The following is a 20535-nucleotide window of genomic DNA, read 5'->3' on the forward strand; positions in this document are numbered from 1 at the left end:
GACAGCCGTAGAAGTTTTGCCGGAACGCCTGCTGCCGGACGGTCCGACTGGAGAAGGTGCATGGCGAAAGAAGAATTGATGCAGTTCGACGGTCTCGTGATCGAGATCTTGCCGGACGCGCGCTACCGCGTGCAGCTCGACCAGGGCCACGAGATCGTGGCCTACACGGCCGGCAAGATGAAGAAGAACCGCATCAAGACGCTGGCGGGTGACCGGGTCACGGTCGAGATGTCGCCCTACGATCTCGAGAAGGGCCGCCTCGTGTTCCGGCACAAGGACGAGCGTTCTGCAGGCCCGCGGCCCCAGGTCCGGGGCGGCCAGTTCCGCCGCCGTTGAGGCCCGCACGCGCGACCCGGGTCTCCTCGGTCGCGCCGGCCTATCTGCTCCTCACGCTTACCGCGCTGCTCTGGGCCGGAAACGCGGTCAGCAGCCGCTGGGCGCCGGGCCATGTTTCCCCCCAGGTCATCACGACCCTGCGCTGGGCGGTGGCCTGCGCGGTGCTCGCGCCGTTCGCGGCCCGCAGGCTCCTCGCGGAATGGCCGCTTCTGCGCCGGCACTGGCTGCGCATCCTGCTGATGGGTGGCCTCGGCTACACGGCTTTCAACTGCCTGTTCTATGCCGCCGGAGTTTATACCAGCGCGGTCAACCTGGCCCTGTTCCAAGGCGCGATCCCGGTCTTGGTGATCCTGCTCAACCGCTTCGCCTATCGGGTGCCGGTCACCCTCGGCCAGATGGTCGGTGTCGTGCTGACGTTGATCGGCGCTGGCTTGGCAGCGACCCACGGTGACCTCTCCGTGTTGACGCGCCTGGATTTCAACCGGGGCGACGTGCTCGTGTTCGGGGCCTGCCTGCTCTACGCGGGCTACACGATCTTCCTGCCGACCCGCCCGAAGGTCACGGCCCTGGCGTTCTTTGCCGCCATGGCGGTCGCCGCCTTCGTGACGTCGCTGCCGCCGCTCGCGGTGGAGTGGGCCACCGGGCATGCAGTCTGGCCCGGGCCGGCGGGGTGGGCGATGGTCGCCTTCGTCGGCTTGGGGCCATCGCTGCTGGCGCAGCTGTTCTTCATGCGCGGGGTCGAGCTGATCGGCCCGAACCGGGCCGGCCTGTTCGTCAATCTCGTGCCGATCTTCGGCGCGATCCTCGCCGTCCTGCTGGTCGGCGAGCCGTTCGGGGCGATCCCGGCCGTCGCCCTCGCTCTCGTGCTCGGGGGGATCGCCTGCGCCGAGCGCCTGAAGCCGGCGCTGGCTGCCGAGGCGACCCCCGAAGCCGCCTATTCGCAGACGCGGACGCGCCGGATGTAGACGTCGCCGTAGGGGTCGATGGTGCGGCGGCGCTCGAAGTGGCAGACCGGACCGTAATCCTCCTCCACGTAGACCGGCGGCGGGGCGCGGTAGACCGGGCGGCCCGGGTAGTAGCCATTGTTGGCCGACGACGCGATGGCGCCGCCGACGGCGAGGCCGCCGAGCACGCCGAGGGCTGCCGCGCCGCCGGCGCCGATCCCGTCACGGGCCTGGGCGGCTGGCGCGAGGGTGGCGAGGCTCCCGACGATGAGGCTCGTCGCGAGAAGGTACTTCATGACATTCCCCCTGAAGGATGCGATTCGGACCGAGATAGGTTGGCTACCACACCCCAGCTTTGGGGCGTTTGTTCGGCCGCACCTCGCGACTTGACGTGGGGTGTTCCGACGCACCAAACCCGGGGCGAACGCACCAAGACAACAACGAGAGCGGAGGCCGGCATGGTGACACGGGGCTTCGTCGGGCGCAGGCAGCCGCCCGAGACCGGCGCGCGCATCCCGCCCGGCCAATATCTCACCGACGACTTCCCGATCTTGCAGATCGGCCCAAACCCGACGGTGGATCTCGCCACGTGGCGGTTCACGCTGCGCGCGGGCTCGCGGCCGATCAAGGCGTGGAGCTGGGAGGAATTCGAGGCGTTGCCCCGCACCACTTGGCAGGGGGACATCCACTGCGTCACCAAATGGTCGAAGTTCGACACCGCCTGGGAGGGCGTGAGCTTCGACGATCTGCTGGCCGATGCCGGCATCGCGGCGCCGACCGGGTACCTCCTGGCGGAATCCTACGACGATTACACCACGAACGTGCCGGTGGCCGATCTCGTGAACGGCCGCGCCATGGTGGCGACCCGCTATGCCGGCCAGCCGATCCATCCGGACCATGGCGGCCCGGCGCGGCTGCTCGTACCGCATCTCTATTTCTGGAAGAGCGCCAAATGGGTGAAGGGCTTGCGCTTCACCCAGACCGATACGGCCGGCTTCTGGGAGCTGCGCGGCTACCACATGTACGGGGATCCCTGGCGTGAGCAGCGCTACACCGGTGACTGAGCCGATCGTCTTCCGCTGGCACCAGGCCGAGATCACCGCGATCACGCCCGTCACCCCGCAGGTGAAGAGCTTTCGCCTGCGCTGCGATCTGGCGAACGCCTACCGCGCCGGCCAGCACGTCGACGTCCGGCTGACCGCCGAGGACGGCTACCAGGCCCAGCGCAGCTACTCGATCGCCTCGGCGCCCGACGGCAGCGGCACCCTGGAGCTGATGGTCGAGGCGCTGCCGGACGGCGAGGTCTCGGGCTGGTTCTCGCAGGCCGCCGAGATCGGCGACCGCGTCGAGCTGCGTGGGCCGATCGGCGGTTCGTTCTCCTGGGATGGTCCCGACGGCGGTCCGCTGCTCCTGGGGGCCGGCGGCTCCGTCGTCGTGCCGCTGCTGGCGATGCTGCGCCGCCGCGCGCAAGTCGCGCCGGAGATCCCGGCCGCTCTGATCTACTCCGTTCGCACCCGCGACGAGGCGATCGCGCTGCCCGAGCTGGAGCGCCTCGCCGGTGACGGCACGGGTTTCTCCCTGCACCTCACCACCACCCGGGATGACGGCGGCCGGCGGATCGACGCCGCCCTGGTGGCCGGCGCCCTGGCGCGGGTCGGACGACCGGAGAAGGTTTTCCTGTGCGGCTCCAACCGCTTCGTCGGGGCCGCCTCGGACCTGATCCTGGAAGCGGGCGTCCCGGCGGGGGTGATCCGCACCGAGCGGTTCGGCAGCTGATCAGGGGCTGAAGATCAGCACCAGGTAGACGAAGAACACCACGAGGTGCACCGCCCCCTCCAGCACCGTCGTGCGCAGGCCGGAGAAGGTCTGCATGCTCAGGATCAGCGTCACCGCCAGCAGCGTCATCTCGGTGGGCTTGAGGCCGAGCACGACGGTCTGGCCGGTGAGCAGGCCGATGGTCAGGATCGCCGGGACGGTGAGGCCCACCGTCGAGGTGGCCGCACCCAGGCACAGGTTGATCGCCCGCTGCAGCTCGTTGCGGGCGATGGCCTTCAGCGCCGAGATCGCCTCCGGGGTGAACACGATGGCGGCGATCAGCACGCCGCCCAGCGCCGAGGGCGCGCCGAGCGCCGCGATGCCGTGATCGAGGATCGCCGCCAGGCTTTTGGCCAGCAGCACGATCGGCACGACGTTGGCGAGCAGCAGAAAGACATGCTTGGCGATGGCGCCGCCCGAGGTCGAGCCCGCGTCGGATCCACTGACCGTCTGCTCCTGCGCGTCCTTGAAGAAGTCGCTGTGGCGGCTGGTCTGGATCAGCAGGAACACGCCGTAGAGCGCCAGGGTGAAGACCGAGAAGGCCACCGCCTGAAGGGTGGTCAGCGTGCCGTCGGCGGTGGAGCTGGTGAAGTTCGGGATGATCAGCGCGATCGTGGTCAGCGGGATGATCACCGACAGGAAGGCCGAGGCCCCCTGCAGGTTGTAGCTCTGCTGGTGGTGGCGCAGGCCGCCGACCAGGAGCCCGAGGCCGACGACGCCGTTCAGCACGATCATCAGCACGGCGAACATCGTGTCGCGGCCGAGCGTCGGCGCCTCCTTGGCCGAGAGCATCACGGCGGAGATCAGCGCCACCTCGATGATCACGATGGCGAGCGTCAGCACCAGGGTGCCGAGCGGCTCGCCGAGCCGGTGCGCCAGGTCCTCCGCCTCGTGGACAACCCCGAAGGCCGACCAGACGATCACCGCCAGCAGCCACGCGAACAGGCCGCCCGCGAACCACGGCTGCGCCAGGTCGCCCAGCCAGGTCTTTCCGAACCATGCGAAGGCGAGCACCGTCGCCCACGCCACCGCCAGCCGCAGGGCTCCCGTCATGGTCTTGGTCGTCTCCGGTCGGATCGTTTTGGTGGTGCAGCGCAAGATGTTAGACTACCTCATAGGCGATTCCTGGGACGTGACCAGCGGTGGCGTCGAGATAGGGGAATGTGATGCGCATGTCGGTGTCCGATGCCAACGCGCAGCTCACGGAACTCGTCCGCCGCGCCGAGGCCGGCGACGAGGTGATCCTGACCCGGTATGGCCGGCCGGTCGTCCGCTTGGTGGCCATGGCGTCGAAGCCGGATCGGACCGCGCGCCGGGCGCTCATCGAGGCGATTCAGGTTGACGCCGCCGCCAAGCTCACTCCCGGCCCGCGCGCAGCCCACAGCCAGGATTTCCTCTACGACGCGGACGGCTTGCCCGGATGATCGCGATCGACACCTCCGCTCTTATGGCGATCCTCCAGAACGAGCCGGAGGCGGCGCGTTGCATCGCCGTCATCGAGCGCGAGGACAGGCTCGTGATGTCGGCGGCGACGGTCGCCGAAGCGTTGATCGTGTCCGAGCGCCGGAACGTCGGCGACGAGATGGGCCGCCTGATCGACGGGCTCGCCATCGAGATCGTTTCGGTCACCGTAGCCTCGGCCGGACGCCTCGCGGCGTGCTATCGGTGCTGGGGCAAGGGCCTGCATCCAGCCGGTCTGAACTTCGGAAATTGCTTCGCCTACGATGTCGCCAAGGAGCACGGCTGCCCGCTGCTCTATGTCGGCGAAGATTTCAGCCGGACCGACCTAGCCGCACCGGTCTGATGACGCGCAACCGGCCCATGCCGTGGCGGGAGTGGTCAGAAGGCCCGGTTGGCGCTACCATCTAGGGACCCGAATAAAGTCCGGTGCCTGATTCCTCCGCCGCGCGATGGCGCGCTGCCGGCCGCGGCGCGGCCGTTGAGAGTTTCCGTAACTTGCCCTTCCCGACCCTGCCCGCCCCCCTCGCGCGGGCCCTGTCCGAGCGCGGCTACGCCGATCCCACCCCGGTCCAGGCCGCGGTGCTGGAGGCGGCCGCCGGCGCCCGCGATCTTCTTGTCTCTGCCCAGACCGGCTCCGGCAAGACCGTGGCCTACGGTCTCGCCATGGCCGACATGTTCTTCGGCAAGGGTGCCGATGACGGCGCAGGCGAGGGCGAGACGCTTCCGCCGCCCGGTGCGCCGCTCGCCCTGGTGATCGCTCCGACCCGGGAGCTGGCGCTCCAGGTCCAGCGCGAACTGTTGTGGCTCTACGCCCCGGCCGGCGGGCGCGTCACCGCCTGCGTTGGCGGCATGGATCCCCGCCGCGAGGCCCGGATGCTGGCTGACGGCACCCATATCGTGGTCGGCACCCCGGGCCGCCTGCGCGATCATCTGGAGCGCCGCAACCTCGACCCGACGGCCCTGCGCGCCGTCGTGCTCGACGAGGCCGACGAGATGCTCGATCTCGGCTTCCGCGAGGATATCGAGTTCATTCTCTCGGGGACGCCCCCAGAGCGGGCGACCTACCTGTTCTCCGCGACCCTGCCGAAGGCGATCGAGTCGCTGGCCGAGCGCTACCAGCGCAACGCCCTGCGGCTGGCGATCAAGGGCGAGAGCAAGGGCCACGCCGACATCGCCTACCGGGCAGTGCGGATCATGCCCCGGGAGACCGAGCACGTGGTGCTCAACCTCCTGCGCGAGGCGGATGCGCCGACCGCGATCGTGTTCTGCAACACCCGCAACGCGGTCCGCCATCTCCAGGCGAGCCTCACCGAGCGCGGCTTCTCGGTGGTCGCCCTCTCGGGCGAACTCGGCCAGGGCGAGCGCAATGCCGCCCTCCAGGCTCTGCGTGACGGCCGGGCTCGGGTCTGCGTCGCCACGGACGTCGCCGCCCGCGGCATCGACCTGCCCGGCTTGAGCCTGGTCATCCACGCCGACCTGCCGCACGACGCCGAGGTGCTCCAGCACCGCAGCGGGCGCACCGGCCGCGCCGGCCGCAAGGGCACCTCGGTGCTCCTGATCCCGAATTCCCGGCGCCGCCGCGCCGAGCAGATGTTCGCCATCGCCAAGGTCAGCCCGGACTGGTCCGGCCCGCCCTCGGCTGACGACATCCGGAAGCTCGACGGTGAGCGCATGCTCTCCGACCCGCTCTTCTCCGAGCCCCCGGCCGAGGAGGATGTCGCGCTCGCCGGCGCCCTGCTCGCTGGCAAGACGCCGGAGGAGCTCGCCGCCCTGCTGGCCCGGGTCTACCGCACCCGCCTGCCGGCGCCCGAAGAGGTCAGCGATCCCGGCGAGGGCCGTGCGCCCCGCGGCACCAGCGAGCGGCCGCCCTACGATCCGATGAATCCCGAGCAGATCGCCGCCCTCGGGCCGGCGGTGTGGTTCCGGCTCAATCTCGGCCGGCGCGACAACGCCGATCCGCGCCGCCTGCTGCCGATGCTCACGCGCCGGGGCGGCATCGGCCGCCAGGAGATCGGGGCGATCCGGATCTTCGACCGGGAAACCAAGTTCGAGATCCGCGGCAACGCGGCGGCGCGCTTCGCCGAGTCCTTTGCCCGCAACGGCTCACCGGAGATCCAGGTCGAGGCGATTGCCGGGGATGCGGGGCCGGCCGAGCGCAAGAGTGGGCCGGGCGGCCCGAAGGGGTTCGCCAGCCCGCGGGCCGGCAAGCATCAGCGCCATGCAGAACGGTCCGGACCCCGGCCCGATGCCAAGCCCGGCCGGAACACCGGCCGCAGCTGATCGTCTGGAATCGTCTCCGGGGATATCCGTGACATCCCCGGGGTGATCATCTCAGAAGACGTTTTTGACGGCGTCACCCAATGCGTCGACGCTTTCCTTCAGCTTCCGTCCGGCGGGCGCCAGGGACGGCAGCTTGATGCCGAGCACCTCTGTCTCCTCGTCGGCCGGCTCCGCCTGCGCGACGGTCGCGGCGGCAGCGCCGGGATTGGCGGCCTCCGCGGTCTTCTTCGCCAGGGTCGGCTTGTTCGCGGCCACCGCCTTGTGGGCGGTCTTCTCGGACGACGCGGCTGGCGTCGGCGCGAGCGGCTTGGCGGCAGGGGCCGCGGCGGGAGCGGCCACGTCGCGAGCCCGAACCGTTTCGGAGGCGCGCGGCGGCTGCAGCGTCGCGGTCCGGGTCGGCGGCAGCGGGACGACCACCTGACGGGTGGCGATCGGCGTCACCGGGGTCGGCGTGGGGATCCGCTTGGTCGGGGCCTCGGGCACGGCCACGCTCTTGGCGGGAGCCGGCGGGGCGACGGGCGCAGCCTTCGCGGGGGCCGGGACGACCGGGCTCGCCGGCGCGGGGGAAACTGCGGGCGCCAGAGCGTCCGGCAGCACCGCCACGCGCAGGGCCGGCTTCTCCGGCTCCGTGGGCTTCGCCGCCACGGGAGCCGCCGGGACGATCCCGGCGACGGCCGGCAGACCATCCTTCAGTTCAGGCCAATCCGCGGCCCGGCTCATCGGCGCGCGCTTGATCGGCGCGGGGGCCGCGAGCCCGGCCATCAGGGTCGAAGCGGCGACGCCGAAGCCCGCGACGGCGCTGGCACCGACCAATCCGATCAGGACGAGCCGCAGATTGGGTTTGCGTCCGGGACGGGCCTCCGGCGACCGATGCGGTCTTGTATCGGACGGGTCCAGGGCGAGATCGATCATGGTCCGGGGTCTCTGACACGATGCACGACGCGCGCGACCGGGCCCCCACGACCGGCCACCGCTCTCCACCAATTCGGAGATGGGTCGACTCTGCCGTCGATAGAGAAACCGCAATACGGCGCAAAGATGTCGTGCCGAATTGGGTGCCCGGCCAGTCGAGGCTCGGCTATCCACAAGATAAGCCCAAGCCGCTTAAGAATCCGTAGTCGCTTTCAGCCCGGCGGGCCGGATGAACCGCTTCTCCGCACAGGGCCGAGGCATGGACTTCGGCGATAGGCCCGCTATGCGTCGGATCGTGGATACGACACCGACCCTGCTTCCGCATTCAGAGGCCCCGACCGATCGTCGTCGGGCCGGCTTCCGGCCCTGGGCCGACTGGTCGACCCGGGCGCGTCTCGTCGCCGTGGTGCTGTTCATCGACGCTTTGGCGGCGCTGGTCTCCTGCGGGGTGATCGTGCTGAACGCCCGCAACGCGGTGCGGGTCGAGACCCGTGCCTCCCTCGCCACCGTCGAGTCTCTGGTCGCCGACACGATCCGCCTGTCGGACACCGCCTCGCCCGACACGCTGCTCCAGACCCTGGACCTGCGCTTCAAGACCCTACGCCACGTCCGGGTCGCGGTCCTCGAGGCTGACGGCGATCAGGTCGGCAAGCCGATGCCGCGGCATCGGTCCGAGCGCGAGGCGCCGCGCTGGTTCGCGGACCTGATCATGCCGCCGATCGAGCGCCATACCCTGCCGATCGTTGTCAACGGCCAGACGCTGGGCACCGCCCAGATCACCACGCAGCCGATGGACGAGATCGACGAGATCTGGGGCTATGCCCGGGCCCTCTCGATGACAACGCTGGCGATCAACGCCGCGATGCTGATCGCGCTCTATCTCGCCCTCGGGCGCATCCTGGCGCCGCTGCAGCGGCTGGGCGACGGCCTGACCCAATTGGAGCACCACGACTATACGGCGCGGCTGGAGCCTCCCGGTGCCCGCGAGCTGGCGGTGATCGCCGCGCGCTTCAACAAGGTCGCCGCGGCGCTGAGCGAGGTGCGCGACGCCAATGGCCGGCTCAACCGCCAGCTGCTCACCGCACAGGACGACGAGCGGCGGCGCACCGCCCTGGAGCTGCACGACGAGTTCGGCCCCTGCCTGTTCGCCCTGGAGGCCAACGCCGCGTCGATTGCCCGGATTGCCTCTGGCGGGGCCGAGCCCAACCGCGACAAGCTCGCCGCCCGCGCCGCCGAGATCAGCGCCATCGTCGGGCAGGTCCAGACCGTCAACCGGGAGCTGCTGAACCGCCTGCGCCCGCATGGGCTCGGGCAGGCACCGCTGGCCACCTGCCTCGACCTTCTGCTGCGGGGCTTCGGCCAGCGGCATCCCGGCACCGCCTTCGTCGGTCGGTTCGACGGCCTCGCCCGCGGCTACGGCGACCTCGTGGACCTCACGGTGTTCCGCTGCGTGCAGGAGAGCGCGACCAATGCCGTGCGCCACGGCAGCGCCACCCGGGTCGAGGCCGAGGCGGCCGAAGCCGACGGTCGCCTGCGCGTTACGATCCGCGACGACGGCACCGGGATTCCGCGCGAACACCGGACTGGCCTCGGTCTGTCGGGGATGCGTGAGCGTGTCGAGGCGCTGGATGGTACCTTCGCCCTTGACAATGCCGGCCCCGGAGCAATCGTCCAGATCACGATCCCCGTTCCGCCGGAACGGGTCGACGAGAACAACAACGCGCCGAGCGCATGAACGCCATCGCCTCCCAGATCGACGCCGCCGCCACACGCTTGCCGGTCCTCGTGATCGACGATCACCCGATCGTCCTGCAGGGCTGTCGACGGGTCCTCGAGGATTCCGGGGTTGAGACCATCGCGGAGGCGACCACCGTCGTCGGCGGTTACCGGATCTTCCACCGGTTGCGGCCACCGGTGGTGATCTGCGACCTGACCTTCCAGGGCAGCGGCATGGCCGGGCTCGGCCTGATCCGCCGCATCCGCGCGGTGGCGCCGGAGACGCGCATCCTGGTCTTCAGCATGCACAACGATCCGGTCATCGTCGCGCGGGCGCTGGAGGCAGGTGCGCTCGGCTACGTGCTGAAGGATCACGCCTCGGCCGAGCTGTTCGAGGCGTTCGGCAAGGTCCGGGTCGGCGAGGTCTATCTCGACCGCCGGCTCGCCACCGAGGTGGCGATGCTGCGCGCCGATGCCCGCCGCACCCCGGAATCCCAGCTCACCCCCCGCGAGCAGCAGATCCTGGCGCGGCTCGCGCAGGGCCGTTCCTACGGGGCCATCGCGGCCGACCTGTCGGTGAGCTACAAGACCGTCACCAATGCCTGCTCGCAGATGCGCCAGAAGCTCGGTGTGCGGACGCTCGCCGAGCTGATCCACGTGGCCGTCACGCACGCCCAGCGGCAGGGTTAGCGCGCACGACCGGCAGGAGGTGCCTTTGACCGACGGTGACCGGAGCCCGCATTCCTTCTCCCGGGAGGCCTGGGCGCGCAACGCGGGCGCCTACGAGACCATCCGGACGATGGCGTTCAACGCGGAGCTCGCCGCCGGCACGCTGCCGCAGGACACGTTCCGCCACTACATTGTCCAGGACGCCCATTACCTGATCGGCTTCGGCCGGGCGCTGAGCCTCGCCGCCGCGAAGGCGCCGGACCCGGACGGGATCGTCCAGTTCTCCCGTGCCGCCCAGGATGCCATCGTGGTCGAGCGCGCGCTCCATGGCGGCTTCTTCCGCGATTACGGGATCAGCCCGGAGAGCTTCGCCGCGACCGCGCTGACGCCGGCCTGCCATCACTACGTCTCCTACCTGCTCGCCACGGCCTATGCGGAACCGTTCGAGGTGCTGTGCGCGGCCCTGCTGCCGTGCTTCTGGATCTACAAGGCGGTCGGCGACGACATCTTCGCCCGCGCGGCCCCGGACAACCGGTACCAGGCCTGGATCGACACCTATGCGGGCGCGGAGTTCGCCGAGGCCGTGGCGGGCATGATCGCCGCCACCGACCGCGCGGCGGAGCAGGCCTCGCCGGCCCTCCAGGCGCGCATGCACGACGCCTTCACGCAGGCGACGCGGCTCGAATGGCTGTTCTGGGACAGCGCCTACCGGGGCGCGGCGTGGCCGCTGTGACGCGCCCGGCCCGGGCGTGACGCCGCCGGACCTCAGCCGCCGGGCCATGATCGCGGCCGCCGCGGCTGCCGCCGCGTTCGGGGCGGCCCGGTCCGAAGCCGCCGACGCCCCGGGCTCGGTCCCGCAGGACCGCCCGACCCGGATCGCCATGATCCTCTATCCGGGCATGACCGCCCTTGATCTGGTAGGCCCGCAGGCGCTGCTGGCCGGCTTGGCCCCCGGCAGCCTGTACCTCGTCGCGCGATCCGCAGGGACCGTCGCCAGCGATACGGGCCTCAGCCTCGTGGCGACCCATGCCTTCGAGGCCTGCCCGCCCGAGCTCGACGTCCTGTTCGTCCCCGGCGGCGACGGCACGCCCGACCAGATGCGCGACGCTGCGCTGCTGGCCTTCCTGCGCGCGCACGCTGCTCGCGCCGCCTGGGTGACGAGCGTCTGCACCGGCTCGCTGATCCTCGGGGCGGCCGGCCTGCTCAAGGGCTACCGCGCGACCTCGCATTGGTGCGTGCGCGACGCCGTGCTGCCGCTGCTCGGCGCCGTGCCGGTGGCCGAGCGCGTGGTGTTCGACCGCAACCGCGTCACCGCCGCCGGCATCTCGGCCGGGCTCGATCTCGCCCTGGCGCTCGCCGCCCGCCTGCGCGGGCCCGACTATGCGCGCACGGCGCAGCTCGTCGCCGAATACGCCCCGGAGCCGCCCTTCCAGGCCGGAACGCCGGCACAGGCCGGCCCGGCGATCACCCGCGCGGCGGACGCGATCCTCGCGCCGCTGGTCGCGGGGGCGACCGAGGCCGCCCGCACCTGAGCCGTCGAAAGCGATGCAGCCGCGCCACGCTGCCCGCCGACGTGCTGTGATGTCCTTGACGGCGCGCCGCATGGACCGAACTGTGCGTCAGGAACCCCCGGAGCCGACATGTCCCTGATCGCACGCCTGCGCGCCTACGCGACCGAGGCTCTCGGGGTCGGCGCCTCCGAGCCGGTGGACGACACGCATCTCGCGGCCACCGCGCTGCTTGTGCACGTCGCCCGGGTCGACGGGATCCTGGCGCCCGCCGAGAGCGAGCGCCTGTCCCGGATCGTGCAGGGCCGCTACGCCCAGGGGCCGGACGCCGCGCGGGCGCTGATCGAGCGCGCCGCCGCCAGGGATGCCGAGACCCGCGACGTGGCGAGCCTCGTCGAGATGATCCCGCACGAGGCCAACGAGGCCGAGCGCCAGGAGTTGCTGACCATGGCCTGGTCGGTGGCCGCCGCGGACGGGACCGTCGACGAGTTCGAGGAGGCACTGGTCGAGCGCCTCGGCCGGATGCTCGGCTTCGACGAGGCGGCGGTCACTGCGGCCCGGCGGACCGGGCAGCAGGGCGTCGGCGTCGTCTGACCGCACGGCCCGGACGATGATCGCCAGCCTGGCGCTGATCCTTCTCGCCCAGCTCGTCGGCGAGGTGCTTGCCCGGGGCGCCGGGGTGCCGATCCCGGGGCCGGTGATCGGCATGGGTCTGATGTTCGGCTTCCTGCTCCTGCGCGACAGCCGCATCGGCCTGCCGCGCATCCTGCCGAAGCCGCTCGTCGACGGCACCCTCGAGACTACGGCGCGGGGGCTCCTGATGAACCTCTCGCTGATGTTCGTGCCCGCCGGCGTCGGTGTCGTCGGCCGCCTCGACCTGCTCCGGGCGCAGGGGCTCAAGCTCGCCATCGTGCTGGTAGTCTCGACCGCCCTGTCCCTTCTGGTCACCGTGCTGGTGTTCCGCGCCGTCGCGTCCCGGGTCGAGCGGCGCCGGCCCGACGGGGAGGCCTGAGCGGTGTCGGGCGACTTCTCCCTGTGGGTCTATCTCGCCGGCACGCCGCTGCTGTGGCTGACCGTGACCCTGACCTCCTACGTCCTGGCCGACCGGATCGCCGTCGCAACCGGCCGCCACCCGATCGCCAACCCTGTCCTGATCACGGTTGTTCTGGTCGGCACCGTCCTGGCCGTGACGGGCACGCCGTATCCGACCTATTTCGAGGGCGCGCAGTTCGTCCACTTCCTGCTCGGGCCGGCGACCGTGGTGCTGGCCATGCCCCTCTACGAGCGCCGCGCCACGGTGCTGCGCGCCCTGGTCCCGATGCTGGCCGCCCTGCTCGCCGGCGCCGCCACGACGCTGGCCGTCGTCATCGTGCTCGCGCGGCTCCTCGACATCCCGCAGCCGATCCTGATCTCGCTGGCGCCGAAATCCGTGACCTCGGGGGTGGCCATGGGCATCGCCGAGGCGCTGGGCGGGGACCCGACGCTGACAGCGATCCTCGTGATCCTCACCGGTATCATCGGAGCGATCCTGGTGACGCCGATGATGAACCTCCTGCGGATCCGCGACATGCGCGCCCGGGGCTTCGCAGCGGGGCTCGCGGCCCACGGCATCGGCACCGCCCGGGCCTTCCAGGTGAGTGAGACCGCCGGCACCTTCGCGGGCATCGCCATGGGGTTGAACGCGTTCCTGACCGCGATCCTCGCGCCGCTGGCGCTGCACCTGCTGTTCTGAGAACGCCGAGTTCGGCATCGACCCCTGCGGCAAAGATCGACCGCTCAGAATGCTTACGTTGTGCGAACGCCTCACGGAGTGCACGCAGCGATCGCGTGCCACAGCATGTGAAAGATGCCCCAGCTTGCCGCGCGAGAGCATATCAAGCCGGGGGCCGTACGTTGTTCCGATGACGAAGTGACCGGCGGCGTGGTCTAGGCCTTCCGGATCAATACTTAATCCGGAAGGCTGCTGCTCCTGGCGTTTCAGTGTCGGGCGCCGTCAAGCCAGTGCTTGGCTGGGACCGGTAGCGCCGGTTGTCGAGCCCGTGCCGGGCTGGGCTTGGCTGGGACCAGTGGCTCCAGTCGTCGAGCCAGTGCTCGGCGGGGTCTGGCTGGGACCGGTGGCTCCAGTTGCCAAGCCTGGGCTTGGTTGGGTTTGACCGGACGTGCCACCCGTATTGCCGGGGGGCGTGTTCGCGCCATTGTGTTTTGCGTCCCACACCGGCAGCGCCGCCTTCGCAGCCGCCATTTCGGTTTTGCTGAACAAACCATCCACATTGGTGGCGATAGCGTAAAGCGTTCCCCTGCCGAGCTTCAACAAGCCGACCTTGTTGTTCCAGTCATCGGCCGAGCGTGGCGTATCGGCAGTTTCACCGAGGCGACGATAGGCAGTATCGAGAAACTTCCGGGCGTTGGGGCCATTCTCCCAGTAGAAATTTCCGTCTACTGGTACTGTTTGGTCGGTGCCTTTCGTTGGGTTCTGGCCAGATCCAGTCGCTCCAGTGGTCGAGCCAGTGCTGGGCTGGGTCTGTCCGGCACCGGTTGCGCCGGTGGTCGAGCCAGTGCTGGGCTGGGTCTGTCCGGCACCGGTTGCGCCGGTGGTCGAGCCAGTGCTGGGCTGGGTCTGTCCGGCACCGGTTGCGCCGGTGGTCGAACCTGCGCTTGGTTGTGTCTGGCTAGGCCCGGTCGCGCCCGTGGATGAGGCGATGCTTTCTGGATCCTGGATGGACGTGGTGGCAAAACTTACCGTGTCTGCGCGCGACTGCGCCGGAAGCGATCCGTTGGATCGGTAAGTCGGGCGAATCCCGACGACTGGGCCCGACGACTGGGCCTCATCGTTTCGCACTGGTGTCGCGACGTTGACCGATACAACCGGCTCTTCCCAACCACCGCTCAAGACTTCCCAAGTCTGGACGCGCAAGTGCGACAGGGCAAGAATCGCATCCGCGGCATGCGGTGACCACACCAAAGCAGACCTGGGATCGGGAGACTGGCTTGTTGATGCTCTTTCTGCCGAATTTACGCTCGGCAGTTCGGCTCTTTTTTCATGGAAGGCTTGCAATGAAACTTCTAAACTAGAAAGCTTTGGGCTTATGGTAGGCACAGCAAACTCCTGTAAACCGTTTCAATGAGTTCGTAAGTTCGTCTGGTCTAGATTTTTATCCAGATTCCGCGAGATGAAGTACTATTTTCCCCCCACAACTTTTGAGATATAATACTGGCGCGGCGATGAAATTGATGTCTATATCGCAAATCTAGATTGTAGATCGCGCATTTCTGAAGATAAAACGCTTGCCTTCGAGAATCAAATCCATTTTTTTGACTAAATTTAAACAAATATTTGACAATAGAACGTTTTAAGATTTTTATATCCAGATAATCATGACAAATACTGGACGGTTTATGCATCGTCACGATTTAAAATCAGCCAAGAATCTGATTTGATTCGCAAATCTTGTCTTGCAAGCTGATGATTGCCTATTGGGCATAATGGTTTGTATGAGCACGATAACAACGTGTGCTCACAATTTGGCCTCGCAATTTTGGAATTGGATTCGGCCGTTAAGTCTCAATCGTCCAGTAAATCGGCCACCGTTTCCGCGAGCGACAGGCTGGACGTCAGCCCCGGGCTCTCGATCCCGAACAGGTGGACGATCCCGGGCAGGCCATGCTCGACCGGGCCGTCGATCCGAAAGTCCGCGGCCGGCTCGCCCGGGCCGGTGAGCTTCGGGCGCAGCCCGGCATAGTCCGGGTAGAGCGCCCCGTCCGGCAGAGCCGGCCAGTAGCGGCGGATCGCGCCGTAGAAGCTGTCCGCGCGCGCCGGATCGACCTGGTAGGCGAAGGTGTCGACCCATTCCACGTCGGGCCCGAACCGGGTGCGGCCGGCGAGATCGAGGGTGAGGTGGATGCCGAGCCCGCCGTCGATCCGCGGCGCCGGATAGATCAGCCGCGAGAAGGCCGGCTTGCCGGTGCAGCCGAAATAGTTGCCCCGGGCCAGGTGCAGCACCGGCACGCGCTCGGCGGGGTAGCCCTCCGTCCGGGTTGCCAGAGCGGGCGCCCCGAAGCTCGCAGCGTTGACGACGGCGTCGAAGGCCAGCTCACCCGGCTCGCTGCCGCCGAAGGCTGCCTGCCACTGGCCGTCCCGCCGGGACAGGCGCTCCACCGGCGTGCGCAACGCCAGGGCGCCGCCGTGATCCTCGATCACGCCAAGAAGCGCCAGCATCAGCGCGTGGCTGTCGACGATGCCGGTCCGGGGGGCATGCAGGGCGAGGGTACAGGCGAGGTTCGGCTCCAGGCGCCGGGCCGCGGCAGCGTCGAGCAGGTCCAGGCCCGGGACGCCGTTCGCCTCGCCCTGCCGCCGGATCGCCGCGATCGTATCGGCCTCCGCGTCGTTGCTCGCGACGATCAACTTGCCGCAGGCGCGGTGTGGCACCCCATGATTCGCGCAGAAGTTGTACAACTTGTCGGCGCCATCGACGCAGTGTCGGGCGCGTGCGGAACCGGTCGGATAGTACATGCCGCCATGGATCACCTCGGAGCTGCGGGCCGAGACGCCGGTGCCGAACGCCTCCTCGGCCTCCGCCACGACCACCGCATGGCCGCGCAGCGCGAAGGCCCGCGCCACGGCCAGCCCGACCACACCCGCACCGACGACCAGCACCTCCATGCGCACCCCTCCCGGCACCCGGACCTACAGGGCCGGTGAGTCCTCAATACCGCACCCGAGCCGTCTCGAGGGCCTGCATGTCGATTCGGCGTTGACCCTAATTATCAATTCTAAGTAGAAACAGCGGCGCAATAGATACGCGCGGTGGTTGTAAGCGTACCGAGCCGGAGCATAATGCCGTGACGTGCTGACCGAGGGCGGGCCGGATGTCTATTCCGGGTTCCAACTTCGGCGGCCGACAGCACTGCCCCCTAGCGACATGACAAAGCCGCATCTTCCGACTGGAAACCTTAGGAGATGACAATGCTGACGACCTCCCCGAGCGTCGAACTCGCCGCCAAGATCCTAAGCGCCTATGTCACCAAGAACAGCGTGCCGGCTGGCGCTCTCCCGAGCCTTCTGTCCGAAGTCCACCGTTCGATCACCGCCCTCGATACGCCGGTGGAGCGGCAGATCCAGCGGCCGACCGAGGCACAGATCCGCGCGTCGATCCGGCCGGATACGATCATGAGCTTTGAGGATGGCAAGTCCTACAAGGCCCTGCGCCGTCATCTGACCCTGCGCGGCCTCACCCCGGAGGCCTACAAGGCCAAGTGGGGCCTGCCGGTGGACTACCCGCTGGTTTCTGCGGCCTACAGTGCCCGGCGCTCGAAGATCTCGCGGGAGATCGGCCTCGGCCAGAAGCTGCGGATGCAGCAGGCGGCGGAATAACAACGGGTCACGTCATGTCGGGCAAGGCCGGCCGTGCGCGTCACGGCCGGCCTTCCGCCGTCGAGACCTCCTGGATTAGCAGGGCCACAAGCCCGGACCAGCCGGTCTGATGCGCGGCGCCGACGCCCCGGCCGGTATCGCCGTGGTAGTACTCGTAGAACAGCACCAGGTCCCGAAAATGCGGGTCCTCCTGCTCGATCCGGCTGTCTCCATAGACCGGCCGATGCCCGTCCGGGCCACGGGTCGAGAGGCCGATGAGCCGCCGCGAAAGGGTATCCGCGATCTCCCGGAGCGAGTTGGTCCGCCCCGAGCCGGTCGGCGCCTCGACGCGAAAATCCGGGCCGTAATAGGCGAAGAACTGGTTCAGCCCGGCGATCAGCAAATAATTGACTGGCATCCAGACCGGCCCGCGCCAATTGGAGTTGCCGCCGAACAGGCGGGAGCGGGATTCCGCCGGCTCATAGGCGAGCCCCAAATCCCGACCGTTCCACGGGAAGCAGAACGGCTGATCCGCATAGCTGCGTGAGACCGCCCGCAGCCCGTGCTCCGACAGGAACTCCGCCGGGTCGAGGGCGCGGTGCAGCAGCGCCTTCAGCCGGTGGCCCCGCAGCAGCGACAGCAGCACGGTCTGACCTTCACCCGGGACGCTCCAGCGCGAGACCAGGGCCGCCAGGTCCGGCCGGTTCTCCAGGAAGAACCGCATCCGGGTCCGGAGCGCGGGCAGCTTGTCCAGATCGTGCTCGCTGATCGTGGTGACCGCGAAGATCGGGATCAGCCCGACCATGGTCCGCACCCGGATCGGCAGGCGGCTGCCGTCGCGGGCCTCGATCACGTCGTAGAAGAACCCGTCCGCCTCGTCCCAGACGCCGTCGCCGGTCGCCGCCGCGATGAGCAAAAAGTGCTCGAAGAACTTTTCGGCCATGTCCTCGTAGGTCGGATCCTGGAGCGCCAGCTCGATGGCGATGCGCATCAGGTTGAGCGCGTAGGCTGCCATCCAGGCGGTCGCGTCGGACTGGGTGAGGGTGGCGCCGTCGCCGACCGGCTTCGAGCGGTCGAAGATGCCGATGTTGTCGAGCCCGAGGAAACCGCCCTGGAACAGGTTGCGGTCGTCGGAATCCTTGCGGTTCACCCACCAAGTGAAGTTCAGGGTCAGCTTGTTGAAGATCCGCTTCAGGAACACGTGGTCGGGCGTGCCGGTGAGCGCCCGGTCCAGCTCGAACACCCGCCAGGCGGCGAGCCCGTGGATCGGCGGGTTGGCGTCGCCGAACCCCCATTCATAGGCCGGCAAAGCCGCGTTCGGGTGGGCATAGGCCTCGTCCACCAGGAGCAGCAGCTGGTTCTTGGCGAAGTCCGGATCGATCAGCGCGAACACGATCGCCTGGAGCGCGAGATCCCAGGAGGCGAACCAGGGATATTCCCAGGCATCCGGCATCGAGATGATGTCGTTGGCGCGCAGATGCGTCCAGTCGGCGTTGCGGCCGTGCCGGCGCGCGGGGGAGGGGGCCGGCTGGGCCGGATCGCCGGCGAGCCACTCGCGCACGTCGTAATGGTAGAGCTGCTTCGACCACAGCATGCCGGCCAGCGCCTGCCGCTGCACGAGCCGCATCTCGGGATCGGGGATCGACGCCTGCAGGGCGGCGTAGAACGCATCCGCCTCAGCCTCACGGGTCGCGAACACCGCATCGAAATCGCCGAAGGGCTCGCCCGGGCTGGTCTCGGGGCGCAGGCGCAACCGCAGGGTGCGGGTCTCGCCCGGGCCGAGATGGAGGTCGTAGCGGGCCGCGCATTTCGTGCCGGACAGGGGATTGGCCGCCCCGGCCTCGCCCTGGACGACGCGCCGGTCGATCCCGTCCTTGTAGAAGCCGGTCTCCGCACCGCTGCCGTAGAGGCGGTGGGTGTTGGTCTCGTTCTCGGTGAACAGCAGCTCGGCCGCGTCCTCGGCGAAGAAGCGCATCGGCGGTACGCTCGGATGGCGCGCCCATACCGACCCGTCCGAGCCCGCCTCCAGCTCCGGCTTGGCGGTCCCGGCTTTCCAGGACCACAGGTTCCGGGCCCAGAGCTGCGGCAGCAGGGTGAGGTCGGCGGGCTCGGGACCGCGGTTGGTGGCGGTGACCCGCATCAGCACGTCGTCGGGACCGGCCTTGGCGTAGGCGATCTCGACGTCGAAGTAGCGGCCCTCGTCGAACAGGCCGGTGTCGAGCAGCTCGAATTCCGGGTCGTCGAGGCCGCGTCGCCGGTTCTCTTCCAGCAGGCGCTGATAGGGGAACGCGCCCTGCGGATACTTGTACAGCATCCGCATGAAGGCGTGGGTGGGGACGCCGTCGAGGTAGTAATAGAGCTCCTTGACGTCCTCGCCGTGGTTGCCCTCGGCGTTGGTCAGGCCGAACAGGCGCTCCTTCAGGATCGAGTCACGGCCGTTCCACAGGGCGAGCGCCAGGCACCAGTTCAGGTGCCGGTCGCCGAAGCCGCCGATGCCGTCCTCGCCCCAGCGATAGGCCCGCGACCGGGCGTGGTCGTGCGGCAGGGAATCCCAGGCCTCGCCGTCGGCGCTGTAATCCTCGCGGACGGTCCCCCATTGCCGGTCGCTGAGATACGGCCCCCAGCGCCGCCAGGCCGGGTCGGTCCGCGCCTGCACGAGCCGCTGCCCCTCCGCGGTGTCGAAGAGGCCCGGGACGCCGTTCGGCTTGGTCATCGGCTCGCTGTCCCGGCTCGGTGTCTGACTTCGGACCCGGATATTGCCGTGGGTTGTCGGGGAGAAGTCAACGCCGTGCGCGGGCGGTCAATCGCCGGAGACGACGCGCAGGCCCTCCGGCGCCGCATCGGCCGTCAACGCCCGGTAATCCGGGATCGTCGCGTGTCGCGTCTCGATCGGCGCATGATGGGTGGCAGTGACGACAACGACGCTGGCGCCCGCCGCCTCGCCGGCCCGGATGCCCGCCGGCGCATCCTCGAACACCAGGCAATCCGCGGTCGCGACGCTCAGGCGCCGGGCTCCCAACAGAAAACAATCCGGCGCGGGCTTGCCCTGGCCAATGTCCTCTGCGGCGATCAGCAGGGCCGGGACCGGCATGGCGGCGGCCTCCAGGCGGCGCAGGGCCAGTTCCCGGGGTGCAGAAGTCACGATCGCCCAACGCTCCGGCGGGAGGGCCCGCAGGAACGCCCGGGCGCCCGGGATCTCGACGATGTCGCCGACATCCGCGATCTCGGCGCGGGTGATCGAAGCGGCCTCGGCCTCCGGATCGACGCCGGGCAGGCCGAGCCGGCGGATCGTGTCCACCGAGCGCACGCCATGGATCGTCGGCAGGAAGGTCGCCACGTCGAGGCCGTGGGCTTGGGCCCAGCGCGTCCAGGCCCGTTCCGCCGAGGCGATCGAGCTGATGATCGTGCCGTCCATGTCGAAGAGGAACGCGGCGAAGCGGCGCGTCGGGAGGGATTCTGCGGTCATGCCTCCCGGCTACGCGGGCGGGGACGGGCGGACAACCGCGCCGCGCGCACGGCCGCTGCCCGCTCCACCGGGGGCGCC

22 protein-coding genes are annotated in these 20535 nt (G+C 69.2%); 15 read left to right on the plus strand and 7 right to left on the minus strand.

Annotation, left to right across the window (positions count from 1 at the left end):
- The first annotated feature begins 60 nt into the window (after positions 1–60).
- Positions 61–336, plus strand: a complete 276-nt coding sequence (infA, locus tag AO398_RS13210; protein ID WP_007561169.1) for a translation initiation factor IF-1 — start codon at positions 61–63, stop codon at positions 334–336.
- Complete coding sequence (locus AO398_RS13215; RefSeq protein WP_058192569.1) at positions 333–1301, plus strand: DMT family transporter; 969 nt, start codon at positions 333–335, stop codon at positions 1299–1301. Before infA ends, AO398_RS13215 begins: the two co-directional genes overlap by 4 nt.
- Here the strand turns inward: AO398_RS13215 and AO398_RS13220 are convergent.
- Complete coding sequence (locus AO398_RS13220; protein WP_058192571.1) at positions 1271–1576, minus strand: hypothetical protein; 306 nt, start codon at positions 1574–1576, stop codon at positions 1271–1273. The genes AO398_RS13215 and AO398_RS13220 overlap by 31 nt on opposite strands.
- A 162-nt stretch (positions 1577–1738) precedes the next feature.
- Between AO398_RS13220 and AO398_RS13225 the strand changes: the two genes are divergently transcribed.
- Positions 1739–2344, plus strand: a complete 606-nt coding sequence (locus AO398_RS13225) for a sulfite oxidase-like oxidoreductase (protein ID WP_058192572.1) — start codon at positions 1739–1741, stop codon at positions 2342–2344.
- Complete coding sequence (locus tag AO398_RS13230) at positions 2319–3056, plus strand: FAD-binding oxidoreductase (RefSeq protein ID WP_244498763.1); 738 nt, start codon at positions 2319–2321, stop codon at positions 3054–3056. Before AO398_RS13225 ends, AO398_RS13230 begins: the two co-directional genes overlap by 26 nt.
- On the opposite strand, the gene AO398_RS13235 is transcribed toward AO398_RS13230, so the two are convergent.
- Entirely contained in the window at positions 3057–4148 is a 1092-nt protein-coding gene (locus AO398_RS13235) for a calcium:proton antiporter (protein ID WP_058192744.1), read from the minus strand.
- Between the two features lie 113 nt (positions 4149–4261).
- On the opposite strand from AO398_RS13235, the gene AO398_RS13240 reads away from it, so the two are divergent.
- From AO398_RS13240 to AO398_RS13250, 3 genes are all read left to right on the plus strand, one after another.
- Positions 4262–4519, plus strand: coding sequence for a type II toxin-antitoxin system prevent-host-death family antitoxin (locus tag AO398_RS13240; RefSeq protein ID WP_058192574.1), 258 nt, complete (start codon positions 4262–4264; stop codon positions 4517–4519).
- Positions 4516–4899, plus strand: a complete 384-nt coding sequence (locus AO398_RS13245; protein ID WP_058192576.1) for a type II toxin-antitoxin system VapC family toxin — start codon at positions 4516–4518, stop codon at positions 4897–4899. Before AO398_RS13240 ends, AO398_RS13245 begins: the two co-directional genes overlap by 4 nt.
- Before the next feature lie 152 nt (positions 4900–5051).
- Complete coding sequence (locus tag AO398_RS13250) at positions 5052–6836, plus strand: DEAD/DEAH box helicase (protein WP_058192578.1); 1785 nt, start codon at positions 5052–5054, stop codon at positions 6834–6836.
- A gap of 51 nt (positions 6837–6887) precedes the next feature.
- Here the strand turns inward: AO398_RS13250 and AO398_RS13255 are convergent, their stop codons facing one another.
- Complete coding sequence (locus AO398_RS13255) at positions 6888–7748, minus strand: hypothetical protein (protein WP_058192580.1); 861 nt, start codon at positions 7746–7748, stop codon at positions 6888–6890.
- A 259-nt stretch (positions 7749–8007) separates the two neighbouring features.
- Between AO398_RS13255 and AO398_RS13260 the strand changes: the two genes are divergently transcribed.
- The 7 genes from AO398_RS13260 to AO398_RS13290 all read left to right on the plus strand — a co-directional run bounded on the left by AO398_RS13260 (position 8008) and on the right by AO398_RS13290 (position 13373).
- A complete protein-coding gene (locus AO398_RS13260; RefSeq protein ID WP_058192581.1) occupies positions 8008–9483 on the plus strand; it encodes an ATP-binding protein in 1476 nt (491 codons plus the stop codon).
- Positions 9480–10154 carry a response regulator transcription factor gene (locus AO398_RS13265; protein WP_007561188.1) on the plus strand — a complete coding sequence of 225 codons (675 nt, stop codon included), beginning with the start codon at positions 9480–9482 and terminating at the stop codon, positions 10152–10154. Before AO398_RS13260 ends, AO398_RS13265 begins: the two co-directional genes overlap by 4 nt.
- 25 nt (positions 10155–10179) lie before the next feature.
- Positions 10180–10866, plus strand: coding sequence for a thiaminase II (gene tenA / locus AO398_RS13270; protein ID WP_058192583.1), 687 nt, complete (start codon positions 10180–10182; stop codon positions 10864–10866).
- Between the two features lie 16 nt (positions 10867–10882).
- Positions 10883–11665: a DJ-1/PfpI family protein gene (locus AO398_RS13275; protein WP_244498764.1), complete on the plus strand. Its 783-nt coding sequence runs from the start codon at positions 10883–10885 to the stop codon at positions 11663–11665.
- Positions 11666–11773: 108 nt separating this feature from the next.
- Positions 11774–12235: a TerB family tellurite resistance protein gene (locus AO398_RS13280; RefSeq protein WP_058192584.1), complete on the plus strand. Its 462-nt coding sequence runs from the start codon at positions 11774–11776 to the stop codon at positions 12233–12235.
- 16 nt (positions 12236–12251) lie between these two features.
- Complete coding sequence (locus AO398_RS13285; RefSeq protein WP_058192586.1) at positions 12252–12653, plus strand: CidA/LrgA family protein; 402 nt, start codon at positions 12252–12254, stop codon at positions 12651–12653.
- Between the two features lie 3 nt (positions 12654–12656).
- Entirely contained in the window at positions 12657–13373 is a 717-nt protein-coding gene (locus AO398_RS13290; RefSeq protein ID WP_058192588.1) for an LrgB family protein, read from the plus strand.
- 261 nt (positions 13374–13634) lie between these two features.
- On the opposite strand, the gene AO398_RS28315 is transcribed toward AO398_RS13290, so the two are convergent.
- A complete protein-coding gene (locus AO398_RS28315) occupies positions 13635–14738 on the minus strand; it encodes a hypothetical protein (RefSeq protein ID WP_152997514.1) in 1104 nt (367 codons plus the stop codon).
- A gap of 465 nt (positions 14739–15203) precedes the next feature.
- Positions 15204–16301, minus strand: a complete 1098-nt coding sequence (locus AO398_RS13295; RefSeq protein ID WP_058192590.1) for an NAD(P)/FAD-dependent oxidoreductase — start codon at positions 16299–16301, stop codon at positions 15204–15206.
- Positions 16302–16604: 303 nt separating this feature from the next.
- Between AO398_RS13295 and AO398_RS13300 the strand changes: the two genes are divergently transcribed.
- Complete coding sequence (locus tag AO398_RS13300; protein WP_058192591.1) at positions 16605–17012, plus strand: MucR family transcriptional regulator; 408 nt, start codon at positions 16605–16607, stop codon at positions 17010–17012.
- Positions 17013–17052: 40 nt separating this feature from the next.
- On the opposite strand, the gene AO398_RS13305 is transcribed toward AO398_RS13300, so the two are convergent.
- Entirely contained in the window at positions 17053–19704 is a 2652-nt protein-coding gene (locus AO398_RS13305; RefSeq protein WP_058192592.1) for a hypothetical protein, read from the minus strand.
- Between the two features lie 87 nt (positions 19705–19791).
- Complete coding sequence (locus tag AO398_RS13310) at positions 19792–20457, minus strand: HAD-IA family hydrolase (protein WP_058192593.1); 666 nt, start codon at positions 20455–20457, stop codon at positions 19792–19794.
- Positions 20458–20535: the final 78 nt, after the last annotated feature.

The organism is Methylobacterium sp. GXS13 (genome assembly GCF_001455965.1).
Lineage (GTDB): Bacteria > Pseudomonadota > Alphaproteobacteria > Rhizobiales > Beijerinckiaceae > Methylobacterium.

Coding starts and splice junctions, on each gene's coding strand:
- AO398_RS13255 (WP_058192580.1), bottom strand. CDS start 7,748: ATGATCGATCTCGCCCTGGACCCGTCCGATACAAGACCGCATCGGTCG.
- AO398_RS13235 (WP_058192744.1), bottom strand. CDS start 4,148: ATGACGGGAGCCCTGCGGCTGGCGGTGGCGTGGGCGACGGTGCTCGCC.
- AO398_RS13220 (WP_058192571.1), bottom strand. CDS start 1,576: ATGAAGTACCTTCTCGCGACGAGCCTCATCGTCGGGAGCCTCGCCACC.
- AO398_RS13245 (WP_058192576.1), top strand. CDS start 4,516: ATGATCGCGATCGACACCTCCGCTCTTATGGCGATCCTCCAGAACGAG.
- AO398_RS13240 (WP_058192574.1), top strand. CDS start 4,262: ATGCGCATGTCGGTGTCCGATGCCAACGCGCAGCTCACGGAACTCGTC.
- AO398_RS13280 (WP_058192584.1), top strand. CDS start 11,774: ATGTCCCTGATCGCACGCCTGCGCGCCTACGCGACCGAGGCTCTCGGG.
- AO398_RS13225 (WP_058192572.1), top strand. CDS start 1,739: ATGGTGACACGGGGCTTCGTCGGGCGCAGGCAGCCGCCCGAGACCGGC.
- AO398_RS13300 (WP_058192591.1), top strand. CDS start 16,605: ATGCTGACGACCTCCCCGAGCGTCGAACTCGCCGCCAAGATCCTAAGC.
- AO398_RS13260 (WP_058192581.1), top strand. CDS start 8,008: ATGGACTTCGGCGATAGGCCCGCTATGCGTCGGATCGTGGATACGACA.
- AO398_RS13285 (WP_058192586.1), top strand. CDS start 12,252: ATGATCGCCAGCCTGGCGCTGATCCTTCTCGCCCAGCTCGTCGGCGAG.
- infA (WP_007561169.1), top strand. CDS start 61: ATGGCGAAAGAAGAATTGATGCAGTTCGACGGTCTCGTGATCGAGATC.
- AO398_RS13305 (WP_058192592.1), bottom strand. CDS start 19,704: ATGACCAAGCCGAACGGCGTCCCGGGCCTCTTCGACACCGCGGAGGGG.
- AO398_RS13265 (WP_007561188.1), top strand. CDS start 9,480: ATGAACGCCATCGCCTCCCAGATCGACGCCGCCGCCACACGCTTGCCG.
- AO398_RS13295 (WP_058192590.1), bottom strand. CDS start 16,301: ATGGAGGTGCTGGTCGTCGGTGCGGGTGTGGTCGGGCTGGCCGTGGCG.
- AO398_RS13310 (WP_058192593.1), bottom strand. CDS start 20,457: ATGACCGCAGAATCCCTCCCGACGCGCCGCTTCGCCGCGTTCCTCTTC.